This window comes from Nostoc sp., assembly GCF_036918245.1.
Taxonomy (GTDB): domain Bacteria; phylum Cyanobacteriota; class Cyanobacteriia; order Cyanobacteriales; family Nostocaceae; genus Nostoc.
Genome location: NZ_JBALEF010000101.1, coordinates 199,206 through 217,013 on the forward strand (window position 1 = coordinate 199,206; position 17,808 = coordinate 217,013).

Here is a 17,808-nt window from a genome sequence, read left to right on the forward strand (position 1 = left end):
TCTTAAGCAAGCTACGCATAGCGTGTTTGACAGGAAAAGCCAATGGCTCCATTGGGCATGAGATGCAGAGTGAGGGGAAAGACTTTCAGCAACTTTTCCCATGCTGCCCTAGTGCCCAGTACCCAGTACCCATTCCTTAGTCCCTATTAAGGGCAATTTTCCTTATGAAAATTGCTCATTCCAGCCAGATTTAATCGCTGCGTTTGCCTACAGATGTAAATCACAACAAGTTTGTAAGAAAAAGTTCCCAAACAGCCAAGGGCACTGGCTAGCAGTGGGAAGCGTCAAACAGCAGTGTCCAAGGGAAAATTTAACCAGGTTGACAAAGGTAAAGCCATGACTAAAGAAACATATATGGAACCCGCCTTTCTGTTACCCGACTTGATTGAAATCCAGCGGTCAAGCTTTCGCTGGTTTTTAGAAGAAGGGCTGATAGAAGAACTGAACTCCTTTAGTCCTATTACAGATTATACGGGTAAATTAGAACTGCACTTTTTGGGTCATAACTACAAACTCAAGGAGCCAAAGTACAGCGTCGAAGAAGCCAAACGGCGGGATAGTACTTATGCTGTCCAAATGTATGTTCCCACACGTCTAATTAATAAAGAAACCGGGGAAATCAAAGAGCAAGAGGTATTCATTGGGGATTTGCCTTTGATGACCGATCGCGGCACGTTTATTATTAACGGAGCCGAGCGGGTAATTGTCAACCAAATAGTGCGATCGCCAGGGGTCTATTACAAATCAGAAATCGACAAAAACGGGCGACGTACTTATTCGGCTAGCTTAATTCCCAACCGGGGAGCATGGCTGAAATTTGAAACAGACCGTAACGATTTGGTGTGGGTACGTATCGACAAAACCCGCAAACTATCAGCGCAGGTACTACTAAAGGCTTTAGGGTTATCAGACAACGAAATCTTTGACGCCTTACGCCATCCAGAATATTTCCAAAAAACCATCGAAAAAGAAGGGCAGTTTTCTGAAGAAGAAGCCCTAATGGAGTTATATCGGAAACTGCGTCCTGGTGAACCTCCTACAGTCTTAGGTGGACAACAGCTCTTAGACTCCCGATTCTTTGACCCGAAACGTTATGACCTTGGTCGCGTCGGACGGTACAAACTCAACAAGAAATTGCGCCTTTCTGTCCCAGACACAATGCGCGTGTTGACTGCTGGGGATATCTTGGCAGCCGTGGATTACCTGATCAACCTAGAATATGACATCGGTAACATCGATGACATCGACCATTTGGGTAATCGACGGGTGAGAAGCGTCGGTGAATTGCTGCAAAACCAAGTGCGGGTGGGCTTAAACCGCCTAGAGAGAATCATTCGGGAACGGATGACTGTATCTGATGCTGAAGTATTGACTCCTGCTTCCTTGGTGAACCCCAAACCATTGGTAGCAGCAATTAAAGAATTCTTTGGTTCCAGCCAGTTAAGTCAGTTCATGGATCAAACCAATCCCCTAGCAGAACTAACCCACAAACGCCGTCTGAGTGCCCTTGGTCCTGGTGGTTTAACCCGTGAACGCGCTGGATTTGCTGTGCGGGATATTCATCCTAGTCACTATGGACGCATTTGCCCGATAGAGACACCAGAAGGCCCCAACGCCGGATTGATTGGCTCCTTAGCAACCCATGCACGGGTAAACCTGTATGGGTTCTTAGAAACACCATTTAGACCTGTGGAAAATGGGCGAGTAAGATTTGATCTGCCTCCAGCCTATATGACAGCCGATGAAGAAGATGACCTGCGGGTTGCCCCTGGAGATATTCCTGTAGATGAAACAGGGCACATTATTGGACCACAAGTGCCAGTCCGCTATCGCCAAGAATTTTCTACCACAACACCAGAACAGGTTGACTACGTAGCAGTATCTCCCGTACAGATTGTGTCGGTAGCAACCAGCATGATTCCCTTCTTGGAGCATGATGACGCTAACCGAGCGCTGATGGGGTCGAACATGCAACGCCAAGCAGTACCCTTGCTCAAGCCAGAGCGTCCTCTGGTGGGTACTGGTTTGGAAGCACAAGGAGCAAGAGACTCCGGGATGGTGGTTGTATCGCGCACCGATGGTGATGTCACCTATGTGGATGCCACAGAAATTCGTGTTCGTCCTAAACCTAACACCCCAGAAATTAAGTACACCCTTTCCAAGTACCAACGCTCAAACCAAGACACCTGTTTAAATCAGAAACCTCTCGTCCGCATTGGTGAACGGGTTGTTGCTGGTCAGGTATTGGCTGATGGCTCATCCACCGAAGGCGGTGAATTGGCGCTAGGACAAAATATCGTTGTTGCCTATATGCCTTGGGAAGGCTACAACTACGAAGACGCGATTTTAATCTCTGAAAGACTGGTGCAGGATGATGTCTACACCTCAATTCACATTGAAAAATATGAAATTGAAGCCAGACAAACCAAACTGGGGCCAGAAGAAATCACCAGAGAAATTCCCAACGTCGGGGAAGATGCATTGCGTCAGTTGGATGAACAAGGAATCATTCGCATTGGGGCGTGGGTAGAAGCTGGTGATATCTTGGTAGGAAAAGTCACACCAAAAGGTGAATCGGACCAACCGCCAGAAGAAAAACTGTTGCGGGCCATATTTGGTGAGAAAGCGCGGGATGTGCGGGATAATTCCCTGCGAGTACCAAATGGTGAAAAAGGTCGGGTAGTTGATGTGCGCTTGTTTACTCGTGAACAAGGCGATGAACTACCGCCAGGAGCCAATATGGTAGTCCGTGTATATGTTGCTCAAAAACGCAAAATCCAAGTTGGTGACAAAATGGCAGGACGCCACGGTAATAAAGGGATTATTTCTCGGATATTACCAGCAGAAGATATGCCTTATTTGCCCGATGGTTCACCAGTGGACATTGTACTTAACCCCTTGGGTGTACCCAGTCGGATGAACGTCGGACAAGTATTTGAATGTCTCTTGGGTTGGGCTGGTCAAACCTTGGGAGTACGATTTAAGATTACTCCCTTTGATGAAATGTACGGTGAAGAGTCATCTCGCCGAATCGTGCATGGCAAATTGCAAGAAGCACGGGACGAAACAGGGAAAGACTGGGTATATAACCCAGATAATCCAGGCAAAATCATGGTGTATGACGGTCGTACAGGTGAACCCTTTGACCGAGCAATTACTATCGGTGTGGCTTACATGCTGAAACTGGTGCATTTGGTGGATGATAAGATCCACGCCCGTTCTACAGGCCCATACTCCCTAGTGACTCAGCAACCCTTGGGTGGTAAAGCACAACAAGGTGGTCAGCGGTTTGGGGAAATGGAAGTGTGGGCATTGGAAGCCTTTGGTGCCGCTTACACCTTACAGGAATTGCTCACAGTTAAATCTGACGATATGCAAGGACGGAATGAAGCGTTAAATGCGATCGTTAAAGGTAAGGCAATTCCTCGACCTGGAACGCCAGAATCCTTTAAAGTCCTAATGCGCGAGTTGCAATCATTGGGGTTAGATATTGCCGTACACAAGGTAGAAACCCAAGCAGACGGCAGTTCCCTAGATGTGGAAGTCGATTTGATGGCAGACCAATCAGCCCGTCGCACACCTCCTCGACCTACATACGAATCTCTTTCTCGCGAATCGCTGGAAGATGACGAGTAAGGAGTGCTGAGTGCTAAATGCTAAATACTGAGTCTTGAAAAAACCAGAAATTTGCATTTAGCATTTAGATATCTCTTAATTCAAACTTTAAAACTAAATATACTCAAAACTCAAAACTCGGAACTCAGCACTTAAGTATGAGACCTGCCCAAACTAATCAGTTTGACTACGTAAAAATCGGCTTGGCTTCCCCTGAACGCATTCGTCAGTGGGGCGAGAGAACATTGCCCAATGGTCAGGTAGTCGGTGAAGTTACCAAGCCAGAGACGATTAACTACCGAACTCTCAAGCCAGAGATGGATGGCTTATTTTGTGAGCGGATCTTTGGTCCTGCAAAAGATTGGGAATGCCATTGTGGCAAGTATAAAAGAGTCCGTCATAGAGGTATTGTCTGTGAGCGCTGTGGGGTAGAAGTCACTGAGTCACGGGTGCGTCGCCACCGTATGGGCTATATCAAACTCGCCGCACCAGTAGCTCACGTTTGGTATCTCAAAGGCATTCCTAGCTATATTTCCATTCTGTTGGATATGCCCTTGCGGGATGTCGAGCAGATTGTTTATTTCAACTCTTATGTTGTCCTGAGTCCAGGTAATGCCGAAACTTTAACTTACAAACAGCTACTGAGTGAAGACCAGTGGTTGGAAATAGAAGACCAAATTTATAGCGAAGATTCTCAGCTGCAAGGTGTAGAGGTAGGTATTGGTGCCGAAGCACTGTTGCGCTTGCTTGCCGATATTAATTTAGAACAAGAAGCGGAAAGCCTACGGGAAGAAATTGGCAACGCCAAGGGGCAAAAGCGGGCCAAGCTAATTAAGCGACTGCGGGTGATTGACAACTTTATCGCCACTGGTTCCAAACCAGAGTGGATGGTAATGGCAGTTATTCCTGTGATTCCCCCCGACTTGCGCCCAATGGTTCAGCTAGATGGCGGACGGTTTGCCACCAGTGATTTAAATGATTTGTATCGGCGGGTAATTAACCGCAACAATCGTTTGGCACGCTTGCAAGAAATTTTGGCACCAGAGATTATTGTGCGGAACGAAAAGCGGATGCTGCAAGAAGCAGTGGATGCTTTGATTGACAATGGTCGTCGGGGACGCACTGTGGTAGGGGCAAATAACCGACCACTGAAATCTTTGTCCGACATTATTGAGGGTAAGCAAGGACGTTTCCGACAAAACTTGTTAGGTAAACGGGTTGACTACTCTGGACGTTCGGTAATTGTTGTCGGGCCAAAGCTGAAAATTCACCAGTGCGGTTTGCCTAGAGAAATGGCAATTGAGCTATTTCAACCATTTGTGATTAACCGCCTGATTCGTAGCGGCATGGTAAATAATATCAAAGCTGCGAAAAAGCTGATATCACGTAATGATCCCAGTGTTTGGGATGTGCTGGAAGAGGTGATTGAAGGACACCCAGTGATGCTAAACAGGGCGCCAACATTGCACCGCTTGGGGATTCAGTCTTTTGAACCAATTTTAGTAGAAGGTCGAGCGATTCAACTTCATCCTCTCGTGTGTCCAGCGTTTAACGCCGACTTTGACGGCGACCAAATGGCGGTACACGTCCCGCTGTCGTTAGAAAGTCAGGCTGAAGCGCGGTTATTGATGTTGGCTTCTAACAATATTTTGTCACCAGCCACAGGTAAACCCATTATTACGCCTAGCCAAGACATGGTGTTGGGGGCGTATTACTTAACAGCAGAAAATCCCGGTGCAACAAAAGGCGCAGGAAAGTACTTTTCTTCGCTAGAGGACGTAATTATGGCTTTCCAGCAAGAGCAAATTGACTTGCACGCCTATATCTATGTGCGGTTTGACGGTGAAATAGAATCAGACCAACCGGATACAGAACCCGTGAAAGTGACAGAAAACGAGGATGGTACCCGCACACTACTTTATAAGTTCCGTCGAGTCAGACAAGACGCTAAAGGCAATGTACTTTCTCAGTATATATATACCACTCCCGGTCGCGTTATTTACAATAATGCTATTCAGGAAGCACTAGCAAGTTAATTCGTAATTTCTAATGACGCTCTCGACGAGACGCTAAAAGCGTAGCTTGCTTCTCTGAAAGAGTACACGGACTCGCTAACGCTGCGCTAACGTAATTCGTAATTGAAGAATTAATTACGAATTACGAATTACGAATTATTAATTATTGATGACTCAGGACTAATGACTAATGACTAACGAAAAAATGATTTTTCGCAATCGGGTGGTTGATAAAGGTCAGCTGAGAAATTTAATCTCTTGGGCCTTTACATATTATGGTACGGCGCGAACCGCAGTAATGGCGGACAAACTGAAAGATTTAGGATTTCGCTACGCTACCAAAGCAGGGGTTTCCATCAGTGTAGATGACTTGATGGTGCCACCAACTAAGCGATTGCTCTTAGAAGCAGCCGAAGAAGAAATTCGCGCCACTGAAACCCGTTATCAACGGGGAGAAATCACGGAAGTAGAACGCTTTCAAAAGGTAATCGATACCTGGAACGGTACCAGTGAAGCTTTGAAAGATGAAGTAGTCGTTCACTTCAAGAAGACTAATCCCCTAAACTCCGTATATATGATGGCATTCTCCGGTGCACGGGGTAACATCTCTCAAGTGCGGCAATTGGTGGGGATGCGGGGACTGATGGCAGATCCTCAAGGGGAAATTATCGATTTGCCCATCAAAACCAACTTCCGTGAAGGACTGACAGTGACGGAATACATTATTTCGTCTTACGGTGCCAGAAAAGGATTGGTGGATACTGCGTTGCGAACGGCTGACTCTGGTTATCTCACCCGCCGTTTGGTGGACGTATCCCAGGATGTAATTATTCGGGAATTTGACTGCGGCACCACTAGGGGTCTTAACATTCAACCAATGACAGAAGGGGCCAAAACCTTGATTCCTCTAGCAACCCGCTTGATGGGACGGGTAATTGGTGAAGATGTGGTGCATCCGGTGACAAAAGAAGTGATTGCAGCACGCAATTCCCCAATTTCTGAGGATTTGGCGAAGAAAATTGAAAAATCTGGGGTGGGACAAGTTGTGGTGCGATCGCCATTAACTTGTGAAGCTGCACGTTCTGTCTGTCAACACTGCTACGGCTGGAGTTTGGCCCACGCCAAGATGGTAGATTTGGGCGAAGCTGTGGGGATTATTGCTGCTCAAAGTATCGGCGAACCTGGTACTCAGTTAACCATGCGGACATTCCACACGGGTGGGGTGTTTACTGGGGAAGTGGCGCAACAAGTTCGTTCTAAAATTGATGGGACTGTCAAACTTCCCCGGAAACTGAAAACCAGAACATATCGTACCCGCCATGGGGAAGATGCCCTCTATGTTGAGGCTAATGGCATCATGCTTTTGGAGCCAACAAAAGTAGGTGATGTTACTCCAGAGAACCAAGAGGTTCATCTTACCCAAGGTTCAACACTATATGTATTTGATGGAAATAAGGTAAAACAAGGTCAGTTGTTGGCAGAGGTTGCCCTCGGTGGACGCACAACTCGGACTAATACAGAAAAAGCCGTTAAAGATGTTGCTTCTGACTTGGCAGGGGAAGTGCAATTTGCCGAAGTAGTTCCAGAACAAAAAACCGACCGTCAGGGTAATACCACAACCACAGCCGCACGCGGTGGCTTGATTTGGATTTTGTCTGGGGAAGTTTACAACTTACCGCCCGGTGCAGAATTGGTGGTGAAAAATGGTGATGCGATCGCTTCTAATGGAGTTTTAGCAGAAACCAAGTTAGCCAGTTTGCACGGCGGTGTGGTGCGCTTGCCAGAAGCTACCCCAGGTAAGAGTACCAGGGAAATTGAGATTATCACCGCTTCTGTGGTCTTAGACCAGGCAACGGTGACAGTTCAAAGTTCCCAAGGTCGTAATAACTACTTAGTTTCCACGGGCAACAACCAGGTATTTAACCTTCGGGCTACACCAGGCACAAAAGTGCAAAATGGTCAAGTAGTAGCTGAGTTAATTGATGACCGCTATCGCACAACCACTGGTGGATTCCTGAAATTTGCGGGTGTCGAAGTTCAGAAAAAAGGTAAAGCCAAGCTGGGTTATGAAGTCGTGCAGGGCGGTACCTTATTGTGGATTCCTGAAGAAAGCCACGAAGTTAATAAAGATATCTCCTTACTGTTGGTGGAAGACGGTCAGTTTGTCGAAGCTGGCACCGAAGTCGTGAAAGATATCTTCTGCCAAAACAGTGGTGTGGTAGAAGTGACGCAGAAAAACGACATCCTACGGGAAGTGGTCGTGAAGCCAGGGGAACTGCTGATGGTGGACGATCCCGAATCAGTTATCGGGCGAGATAACACCTTCATCCAACCAGGTGAGGAATTCCAAGGCAACGCCGCCACGGAATTGCGTTATATCCAGTATGTCGAGACACCAGAAGGGCCAGCCCTGTTGAGTCGTCCAGTAGTTGAGTTTGCCGTACCAGATAATCCAGATGTGCCATCAACGACATCGGTAAGTCAACAAACCGGGCGATCGATTCAATTAAGAGCGGTACAGCGACTACCTTATAAAGATTCAGAACGCGTCAAATCTGTTGAAGGTGTGGAACTGCTGCGAACCCAGCTAGTGCTGGAAATTGAGCAAGAAGGGGAACAAGACCATAATGCTTCACCCCTTGCAGCAGATATTGAATTAGTAGAGGATACTGAAGACCCAGAAGTTCAACGTTTACAACTGGTAATTTTGGAATCCTTGGTAATTCGTCGAGACATTACCGCCGATGCCACCCAAGGTAGCACCCAGACGACACTTGAGGTACACGATGGGCTAACCATCGCCCCAGGTTCTGTAGTCGCACGTACCCAAATCTTGTGTAAAGAAGGGGGGGAAGTGCGGGGTGTCCAAAAAGGAACCGAAAACGTGCGTCGCTGTTTGGTGTTGCGTGAGGTTGACAGGCTCACCATTAATACTAGTACCCAACCCAAGGTAAAAGTGGGTGACTTACTAGTAGAAGGTACAGAAGTTGCTCCTGGAGTTTTTGCCCCAGAATCAGGACAGGTAGTGGATGTTAAAAGTGCCACTGCTGCATCTGGTGGGGAATCAGCTTTGAGTACTAAAAACTTCGTTATTACTACCCGTATCGGTCGCCCTTATCGAGTCAGCCCTGGTGCTGTTTTGCAGATAGAAGACGGCGATTTGGTGCAACGGGGTGATAACTTGGTGTTGCTGGTGTTTGAACGCGCCAAAACCGGAGATATCATTCAAGGTTTGCCCCGCATTGAGGAACTACTTGAAGCTCGTAAACCCAAAGAAGCGTGCATCTTATGTCGGCGGGGTGGAGAAGTTAAGGTAGTTTACGGTGATGGTGATGAAGCGATCGCTATTAAGGTCGTAGAATCAAATGGCGTGGTGACAGATTATCCTTTGGGACCAGGACAAAACTTGATTGTGCCAGATGGCTCAATGGTATTAGCGGGACAACCGTTAACTGATGGCCCATCTAATCCCCACGAAATTTTGGAAATCTTCTTTAGCCTGGGTTCCGAAGATGGAATCTATGCTTGTGCTAGCCTTGCTTTACAGAAGGTACAGACATTCTTGGTGAATGAAGTGCAAATGGTGTATCAGTCTCAAGGGATTGATATTTCCGATAAGCACATTGAAGTGATTGTTCGCCAAATGACCAACAAAGTCAGGATTGATGATGGTGGTGATACCACAATGCTTCCCGGCGAATTGGTGGAACTGCGCCAAGTTGAGCAGGTAAACGAAGCTATGGCAATTACAGGCGGTGCGAGGGCACAGTATACCCCGGTATTGTTAGGGATCACCAAAGCATCGTTGAACACCGATAGCTTTATTTCCGCCGCCTCCTTCCAAGAGACAACACGGGTACTCACCGAAGCCGCTATCGAAGGCAAATCTGACTGGCTGCGCGGATTAAAGGAAAACGTAATTATCGGGCGATTGATTCCGGCTGGTACTGGATACAATACCTATGAAGAACCAGGAGCGATCGATGACTATGCTGCTGAAATTACCAGTAGTGTGTTAGATGAAGTTGATGATCCCCTAGATATGGTCTTAGACGATCGCACAGCTCGCACCTATAATTTAGATTCTCCTACTCTTGGGGAATCTGGCTTTGGCAGCAGACGTGCAGAAAGGTCAATTCTAGATGAAGAAGATGAATTAATTGCTGACGAAGTAGTAGACGACGACGATTACGAGGAAGAAGAGGAAGACGACGAAGATGATTTTGACGACGAATAGAGACTTGAAATTTCGCGTCTAAAAGGTAAAAGGTAATATCGAGTCTGCTCAATTACCAATAACCAAAGTACCTTACCTGTGCTAGCGTGCCCTTTGCCAAGGAGCACGCTAGCTTCCGTTTTACCCCTAGCGAGGAAGTGGTCATATTCAATTAAAATAAGCGATCGCAATCAGTAAAGTGAAATTTTCTCTTTCACAGAGTCTAGTCATCTAAATCGCTTAAAATCTTATATTTAGTCCTTTTGAGAAGATTTTAGCTATTAGCTTTAGAATTTATTCCCAACCGGGAGAGCAATGAAATGAGTAATTGAAAAAATGTTGGTAGTGACAAGCTTTAAAAAAGACGGAATTAAGCATTAGCTGTTATTTTGGATTTCGTCTAACTTGGCACGCACTGCCTGGATATCCTGCCACATCAACCATTTCGGCGCACCTCTTTCCTTAGAAGGGTTACGCAGCAAGTAGGAAGGATGAAAAATTGGCATACATAAACGCCTTTCCCACTCTAGCCACTGTCCGCGAATTTTCGTAATTCCCCGCTTATCGCCAGTGATACCTTTGACAGCAGTCGCACCCGTTAACAGAATTATTTTGGGATCAACTAAGCGAATTTGTTCTAGTAGGTAGGGTAGACAAGCTGCCACTTCTACAGGAGTGGGAACTCTATTATCTGGTGGGCGACATTTATTGATATTGGCAATATATACATCACGATCAGTAGTTAGATTCACTGATGCCAAAATTTTCTCCAGCAATTGCCCCGATCTGCCTACAAATGGTAAACCCGTTTCATCTTCATTTTGACCTGGCGCTTCTCCCACAACCATAATTGGTGCTTTGAGATTGCCACGTCCGACAACAGCATGAGTACGAGTGTCTCCCAACGCACAACGGTGACAGCGATCGCAATGCTGTGTCAACTCGGTTATGTCAGAATAAGTTCCGGGAGCGATCGGAATTTTCGCGTCTGTAGGAATCAGTTCTCGTTGGTTAAAAGTTGAGTCGTCGAAGAGGCTGAGTTGGGTTTCGCTGCTCATGAAAATCAGGATTTTGGCATCAGCGCCAGCTGTTATATCTGAGTTAAATAGCCCTGTGGCTGGATATTGGTCAGAACAATAAACTTTTGCTGAATACTTAATTATTTATACAAATCTTATTGTATCAGTTAATTTGAGACAAAATTCAGTCATGATAAAAGCAGTGCCGTCCTAAGATGCTGGGGGAAACCATGTCACATACCCCACTTTTCGGCGATCGTACCCATGCAGGTGAGTTATTGGCGCGAGTAATTCATCATGTTTTGCTTCAGCAAACTATTGATTCTGGGATAAAGCCTGTACCAATTATTTATGCTTTGCCAAGAGGGGGTGTACCAGTAGCAGCACCAATAGCACGTCTTTTAGATTGTCCGTTGACAATTATTGTGGCAAAAAAGATTAGCCATCCAGAAAACCCAGAGTTAGCAATTGGTGCAGTGACTACTTCGGGAAATGTTCTTTGGACTGATCAAAAGCTATTTCGCCCTAAACATGATGCGCGGTGGCGAGAAGCGGCTTTAAATAAAGCGATCAAGCAAGCTAAGTCTCTTGAAGCTCAATTAATTCCTCCTTGTCCGCAGTTTAATGCAGAAAATGCTACGCTGATCTTAGTTGATGATGGCATTGCTACAGGTATGACAATAGCGGTAGCAGCAACTGCCATGAGAGCGCTTTCTCCAGCAGCAGTTTGGTTATGTACTCCAGTAGCGCCACGAAAATTGCTACCTTGGTTAGAACAATGGGGCGATCGCACAATAGTCTTGGAAACACCCGAACCCTTCTGGAGTGTGAGTAATTTTTACGCAGAATTTCCCCAAGTAGATACATTAGAAGTTCTTGTATATCTCCAACAACAAAAGACAATGGGATGAATTGATCTGTGCGAGTAATTTTGAATTGTTTTCCAATCTTACTTTTTAACTATTTGAAGATGTTCCCTGCTGATATTGCATAGCTTTGGCATAATCACCCAAGGCGTAGCAAGCGACTTTCAGACTGGCAAGAGCTTGTTCTTCACTGCGACGATCTTTGATATTTATAGCTAACAACAAACGTTCTTCATAATATGTAATTGCTTTGTTATAGTCACCCAAAGCTTCACAAGCAACTCCTAAACTATTTAAAGACTGTTCCTCACTACGCTTGTCTTGAATTTCTTTGGCTAATTGCAACCGATCTTCATAATACTTAATGGCTTTAGTATAATCATTTAAAGCATAACAAGCATTGCCCAGATTCTTTAGCACCTGAGAAGCACTGCGAACATTTTTTAAGGAGCGTGATAGTACTACGCACTGCTCATAATAGGCGATCGCTTTTGGATAATTGTTCAAAGCATACCAAGCATTACCCAAATTCTTGAGTACCTGTTCTTCGCCCCAATTATCTTTGAGTTCCCGCACAATCTCTAGACTTTGCTGCTGATATTCAATGGCTTGTGTAAAATTTCCTAAAGCTTTATATACCAATCCCAAATTATTCAGTGCTGCCACTTGACTGCGCTTGTCTTGCACTTGTTGGGTTATTTTCAAACATTTTTCTAGAAACTCAATAGCCTTATTATGGTCATTTAGGTGGCGGTATGCATTGCCTAAATGGGAAAGAGCTTGCATCTGCAATGCTAAATCTGAGGTGTTATTGAGCAAAGACAAACACTGTTGGGAGTAAGAGATAGCACCTTTGTAGTCTCCAGAACTGTAAGTTACCAATCCTAAAAAAGAAAGTGCCTGTGCTTGTTTTTGCAAATCGCCAACTGCCTGAAATAGCTCCAAGGATTGCTGTAAAGACTTCATAGCCGTTATTAATTCACCAGCTTGCTGCTGTTGAATTCCTTGCTGCAGTAGGTTGGACGCTTCTGACAAATGGTCATCACTTTCTTTTGGAGGTATTATTTCTGCTTGCGAACTAGAATCAAATTCATGGGTAATGGTATTACGCTTCACTGGTTTTAGGTATGTTATGGGTAATTGCAAGGGAGCTGTATTTTTCGATCTGGTTATTCCATTCGCCTTTAGATATCAACTCCTTCCTGTGAAGTCTGGTGCTAAATCTAGTGTTCCCAAAACCAGGATGCATCTTTCAGCAGTCTGGTTTACCACAGCATAAGTTTAGAAGAGGTGAGAGTTTATACAGCGATCGCTATTGAATTTTAATCGAGATTTTTAGATTACCACTCATGAAGAATAATAACTCTATAGAAGTTTTAGAGCGTTTGCGATCGTCTTTATTTCTTATCTCCTCGTGTTCTCTACGTCTAGAGTAGTTCGATTAAAAAACTATTTTCTACAAGATTATTTTACACTTTTATTATTAATATCTGCTTTGTATGTATGGTGCAGGATATCCCGCACCTCCATTAAAATTTTTCCTAGCATATTTTTCCCACTGCCATCGGCTCCGCAACCCCAGTAAAAATCGATAAGCGAGTTCTCAACAATTTCTGCATTTCCTGTGGAAAGTAAGATATCTCTAATATCTGTATGAGTTTGAAATTTACATAGCACAGCTTGCCGCATGATGTCGTCTTTAACTTGTTCCCAATCTTGACGTAGGGGACGGCTTCTGTCACGCCCCATTCTTGCCGCATCTTTAGGTGTTTTAACTAGGCGTATTTGTTCTATATGAGGTGTACCTACAAACTTTTGTGCTTGAAAGTAGTGTTCGCTAGTTGACCAGTATAATCCATCTAATTCAAAACCGTGGGGTGAAAAGTTAGAGAAACAGCCATATTCTTCACGAGTGCTATAAAAGTAGATTGTCATAAATTTAATACAATTTGAATTCACCGACTTTTTAAGTTTTTTATAAAACAGATGATTTATTTTCTGTTGATTCAATAAACGCCTCAAACTGACCATTAGGAGTCCATTGAATAGCCCCATCTCGTCCCGTAAAGAACAGTTTAGTTTGGCTTTGATTCAGTTCAGATAAAGTTTTTGGATCAAAGTTGGCAGAAGAAGCGATCGCTACTTGTGGTTGCAAAGCAATAACTAAATCTTTCAATGATTCCGGGGCACACCAAAGCACTTGCGGGCGAGTCAAACTTCCATTTTTAACTAATTGTTGTACCTCTTTAGACTTAACATTACCTACTAATAACCAATTCTGGTCTAAAATTTGTAATTGTAAAATCGGTAATTGGTCATTGATTAATTGCGCAACTATCGAACCAGCTTTCACAGCTTGACCAACTGCCAAAGGTTGATATATTCCTTGATGTTTTTGTAGTTCCTGTTGAATTGCCCGATTTGTAATGGAATTATCTGTTTGGGGTGAATATTCATAAAAATTATTGATTGGTAAACGTTGCATTAATTCAAACCAAGCATTACTTTGATTACCTTGGAAATCAGTTGCGATCGCCCAATTTATTTGATTTATACCCTGTTGTTGTAAAAACGGTAGAATTGTAAAACGTCCTGTACCTTCATGACCACTATTAATTACAGTTACAGTACCTCGATCTTGAACAACTACAATTGGTTCCGTACCAGATTCTAAGACTGTTATCCTAAACAATGTATTTTTATAATGCCAAAGGGGGATGAATACTAAACCAATCGCAATCATATTAGCAAACCACCATCGCCTTTGCCACCAATGCACTAGCCAGACCAATAGAATTAGTATATAAATCGCCAAAAGCTGCCAAGTAGATATGCTGCCCACCGCAACAGAATTTCCGGGCAACTTGCTAAAAAATTCCACTAGTTTAATTAGCCAATTAGTAGGATAATGTAACACCCCGGCTAGGAAGCTTCCTGCTTCAGTCCAAACTAAACCTACTAACGCACTGATGATTCCACCTATACTAATGATCGAAATTAATGGAGTACTAACCACATTCAACAACAGACTATAAGATGGTACAACTCCAAAGACAAAAAGCTGCACAGGTAAAGTCCAAATAGTGGCAGCTAGGGGAACGGCAATCAAAGCAGCGATCGCAGGTGGTAGCCATGCTAGGCGACTGACTAATGCGGGTACTGTTACAACTAATCCTAGTGTTGCTAAAAAACTCAATTGAAAACCTAAATCCCAAATCCATAGAGGATTAAACACTAATAGCAGAGTTGCTGCTAATAGTAACGAGCCGAACTGTTTTACCTTCCTTTTTAATAGCAGACCAACTAATGCCGCAAAACCCATAATCACGGCTCTGAGAACCGCAGGTTGAAACCCTGTTAAACTCAGAAAAATAATTAAAGCCAAAAAGCCAAGGGTAAATTGCGTTCCTTTTCTTGCCCGCCTCGTTAACTGTAAAATTACACTCAAAATCAAAGAAGTTTGGAACCCAGAAGCCGCTAAAGCATGAGCTAATCCAGCTTGTACAAATAAGTCGCGGATATCGTAGGGTAAATCAACAGCTTTGCTGCCTAAAACCATTGCACTGACAAGAGGCCCTTCAGGAATACCCAACCAACGAACTTGCGATCGCACAATTCGCTCCCGAATTTGCCACCATCCCCATTTACGTTCCGGCTCCAAAACATTTATTTGTCGCCCAATCAAACCAGCAAACGTTCCTTCCTGCTTGAGAAACTTCTGAAAATCGAAACCACCAGGATTGGAAGCCGCCTTTGGTTTGTACAAAATCCCAGTCACAGCAATTTGTTGACTAGGGTATAACCCAGTAGCCTGAAGTATAGGGACTGTCACATACAATTTGCCTGTAACCCCTTGTGGGACACCTGCTGAACCTTTATTATTTTTAACTTCATCTAACTGAGTCGTTTCCAGCCAAAATTGTCCTCGCTGACTGCGAGTTAAGCGGGGATTACTCGCCACTTCGCCGCGTACAATCACAAGTTGTTCTTGATTGCTGCTATTTCCAGGCGGGACAAACTGACTAATATCTTTTGCACCCGGTTGTGGCATTCGCCATTGAAAATATAGAGTTGCCAATAATCCCACCAAGCCAGCAGCTAGCCATATTCGAGGATGGGGAATAGTTTGCCAAATATTAGGCACTGCCTTATTTTTGCTTCCAGTATTTTCTGGTTTCTGAGCAAATTGCTGTAGTGTGGTGCGTCTTCTAAAAATAATTGCTCCCACTATCCCCAGAACCAAAATTCCCACACCACCCCAAGGAACTGCTGTAAACAACAACCCAAAAATGTAGCCAAGACAAATAATTACACCACTGGTTTGAATCATAAGATTTTTGTAAAAGCACCTGACAATCCGAATTTGCAGCTGACTTAAAAATAACTAGGGCAGCAATAAAGAAAAATCGGCATTGCTGAATTTGGCTATGAAATTCAAAAATAAAATATTCCAAACTCTTATTATCTGCGCTTGGAGTGCCTATGCGTGAGTTTTTTATCTCTATAATCAGCAACAGCGAAAAATTTTTATCCTTGTAGTGAAATATAGTCCATCAAGTTTATACAAACAAAGCCCGCACAGGCGGGCCTTATCGTTGTAGCTTTAATGTTCTAGACTCAAGATTTAACGGTATTTCTAACCTTTAACAATAGCCACATCATCAAGATATACCTAGCTTAGAGAATGCAAAATCAAGGGTTTGCTAACCTGCGGAGGCAGGTTTTGTTTGTGTAGCCGCGACTTGTACTCGCGTAGGTAAGTTATAAATTAGACTTTATAAACATCCTCTTACTGAAGCTAGGTAAAAAGTATTTGGATGGTCTATATTGTTTGATACATAAACTCTTCTACCGAAACAATGAAAGTATTAGCCAAAAGACATAAGAGATAATTGGAATCAAAAACAGCCAATCAATAATATATTGGTAACGAGATTTAACTGTAGACTCTGAAACAGCTTGTGATAAGACTGACTGTGAAACAAGTTGCTGCACAACTGGCTGTAAAACAGGTGGCTGTATGACTGGTTTTAAATCTTTGAGCAACGGAAAACCCAACTTCTCCCTTTGCTCAACATATAAATGAGCTACTTTCCTAGCCAAATGCCGAATCCTGGCAATATAGCGAGTTCTCTCCGTCACCGAAATCACACCTCTAGCATCCAGCAGATTGAATGTGTGCGAACACTTCATTACATAATCTAAGCTAGGCAATACCAATCCTCGTTCCGTCAATTGGGTAGCTTCCTGCTCATACAAATTAAATAATGTCAGTAGCAACTCAGGATTTGATGCTTCAAAGTTGTATGTACACTGCTCAATCTCACTTTGCAGGAAAACATCTCCATAAGTAATGTTGTCTGTCCACAGTATCTTTGTAAATGCTTCTACTTGCTGGAGATACATTGTCAGCCGCTCTAACCCGTATGTAATTTCAATCGACACCGGACGGCAATCAATTCCTCCACACTGTTGGAAGTAGGTAAATTGAGTAACTTCCATCCCATCTAACCATACTTCCCACCCAGTACCCCAAGCTCCCACCGTTGCATCTTCCCAGTTATCCTCTACAAACCGAATATCGTGGTCTTCAGGACGAATGCCTAAAGCCCTCAATGAATCAAGATAAATCTCCTGGATATTATCTGGTGAAGGCTTGATCAAAACTTGGTACTGATAATAGTGTTGGAAGCGGTTGGGATTCTCGCCGTAGCGTCCATCAGTAGGGCGACGACAAGGTTCAACATAAGCAACAGCCCAAGGTTCCGGACCCAATGCTCTTAAAAAAGTCTGGGGATTCTTAGTACCAGCCCCCTTTTCAATATCGTAGGGCTGGGCAATAAGACAACCGCGATCGCGCCAGAAATGATGCAATAAACTTATTACCGACTGAAAATTCACGCTCGTTCCATCCTTAGTCAACACAGTGCATAAACCATTGTTGCCTAGAACCCGGCACTGTGGGCAGTTTCAGAAGAATCAGAAACCCTCCCAAATTATTTTGGAGAAAATAGTTGACATGAGTAGTTGGGTTCGCTATATTGAATAAGTGCTGGAAGCGGAGCGCGAAAAAGCGA

8 protein-coding genes and 1 pseudogene are annotated in these 17,808 nt (G+C 44.1%); 4 read left to right on the forward strand and 5 right to left on the reverse strand.

What is annotated here, in order from left to right; translation table 11 throughout:
* Positions 1–336 precede the first annotated feature (336 nt).
* From rpoB to V7L12_RS29775, 3 genes are all read left to right on the forward strand, one after another.
* On the forward strand, positions 337–3,636 hold the full coding sequence (gene rpoB / locus V7L12_RS29765; protein WP_292775694.1) for a DNA-directed RNA polymerase subunit beta: 3,300 nt from the start codon (positions 337–339) through the stop codon (positions 3,634–3,636).
* A gap of 137 nt (positions 3,637–3,773) precedes the next feature.
* Positions 3,774–5,651: a DNA-directed RNA polymerase subunit gamma gene (locus tag V7L12_RS29770; protein ID WP_334817026.1), complete on the forward strand. Its 1,878-nt coding sequence runs from the start codon at positions 3,774–3,776 to the stop codon at positions 5,649–5,651.
* Between the two features lie 169 nt (positions 5,652–5,820).
* On the forward strand, positions 5,821–9,867 hold the full coding sequence (locus tag V7L12_RS29775; protein WP_335089889.1) for a DNA-directed RNA polymerase subunit beta'': 4,047 nt from the start codon (positions 5,821–5,823) through the stop codon (positions 9,865–9,867).
* Between the two features lie 356 nt (positions 9,868–10,223).
* Here the strand turns inward: V7L12_RS29775 and V7L12_RS29780 are convergent, their stop codons facing one another.
* The gene (locus V7L12_RS29780) at positions 10,224–10,904 is read right to left on the reverse strand and encodes a uracil-DNA glycosylase (RefSeq protein ID WP_335089891.1); all 681 of its coding nucleotides are present in this window, start codon (positions 10,902–10,904) and stop codon (positions 10,224–10,226) included.
* 191 nt (positions 10,905–11,095) lie between these two features.
* On the opposite strand from V7L12_RS29780, the gene V7L12_RS29785 reads away from it, so the two are divergent.
* Positions 11,096–11,776, forward strand: coding sequence for a phosphoribosyltransferase (locus tag V7L12_RS29785; RefSeq protein WP_335089893.1), 681 nt, complete (start codon positions 11,096–11,098; stop codon positions 11,774–11,776).
* Between the two features lie 45 nt (positions 11,777–11,821).
* On the opposite strand, the pseudogene V7L12_RS29790 reads toward V7L12_RS29785, so the two are convergent.
* The 4 genes and pseudogenes from V7L12_RS29790 to glyQ all read right to left on the reverse strand — a co-directional run bounded on the left by V7L12_RS29790 (position 11,822) and on the right by glyQ (position 17,632).
* Positions 11,822–12,923: pseudogene (locus V7L12_RS29790) on the reverse strand (tetratricopeptide repeat protein).
* 272 nt (positions 12,924–13,195) lie between these two features.
* Entirely contained in the window at positions 13,196–13,666 is a 471-nt protein-coding gene (locus V7L12_RS29795; RefSeq protein ID WP_335089897.1) for an NADAR family protein, read from the reverse strand.
* A gap of 40 nt (positions 13,667–13,706) precedes the next feature.
* Entirely contained in the window at positions 13,707–16,061 is a 2,355-nt protein-coding gene (locus tag V7L12_RS29800) for a ComEC/Rec2 family competence protein (protein ID WP_335089898.1), read from the reverse strand.
* A gap of 518 nt (positions 16,062–16,579) precedes the next feature.
* Positions 16,580–17,632 (reverse strand): glycine--tRNA ligase subunit alpha, encoded by a 1,053-nt coding sequence (glyQ, locus tag V7L12_RS29805; RefSeq protein WP_442947928.1) that lies wholly within the window; start codon positions 17,630–17,632, stop codon positions 16,580–16,582.
* Positions 17,633–17,808: the final 176 nt, after the last annotated feature.

Bases quoted from the DNA above. Each gene is read 5' to 3' on its own strand.
- V7L12_RS29800 (WP_335089898.1), bottom strand. From the start codon at position 16,061: ATGATTCAAACCAGTGGTGTAATTATTTGTCTTGGCTACATTTTTGGG.
- V7L12_RS29775 (WP_335089889.1), top strand. From the start codon at position 5,821: ATGACTAACGAAAAAATGATTTTTCGCAATCGGGTGGTTGATAAAGGT.
- rpoB (WP_292775694.1), top strand. From the start codon at position 337: ATGACTAAAGAAACATATATGGAACCCGCCTTTCTGTTACCCGACTTG.
- V7L12_RS29795 (WP_335089897.1), bottom strand. From the start codon at position 13,666: ATGACAATCTACTTTTATAGCACTCGTGAAGAATATGGCTGTTTCTCT.
- V7L12_RS29780 (WP_335089891.1), bottom strand. From the start codon at position 10,904: ATGAGCAGCGAAACCCAACTCAGCCTCTTCGACGACTCAACTTTTAAC.
- V7L12_RS29785 (WP_335089893.1), top strand. From the start codon at position 11,096: ATGTCACATACCCCACTTTTCGGCGATCGTACCCATGCAGGTGAGTTA.
- V7L12_RS29770 (WP_334817026.1), top strand. From the start codon at position 3,774: ATGAGACCTGCCCAAACTAATCAGTTTGACTACGTAAAAATCGGCTTG.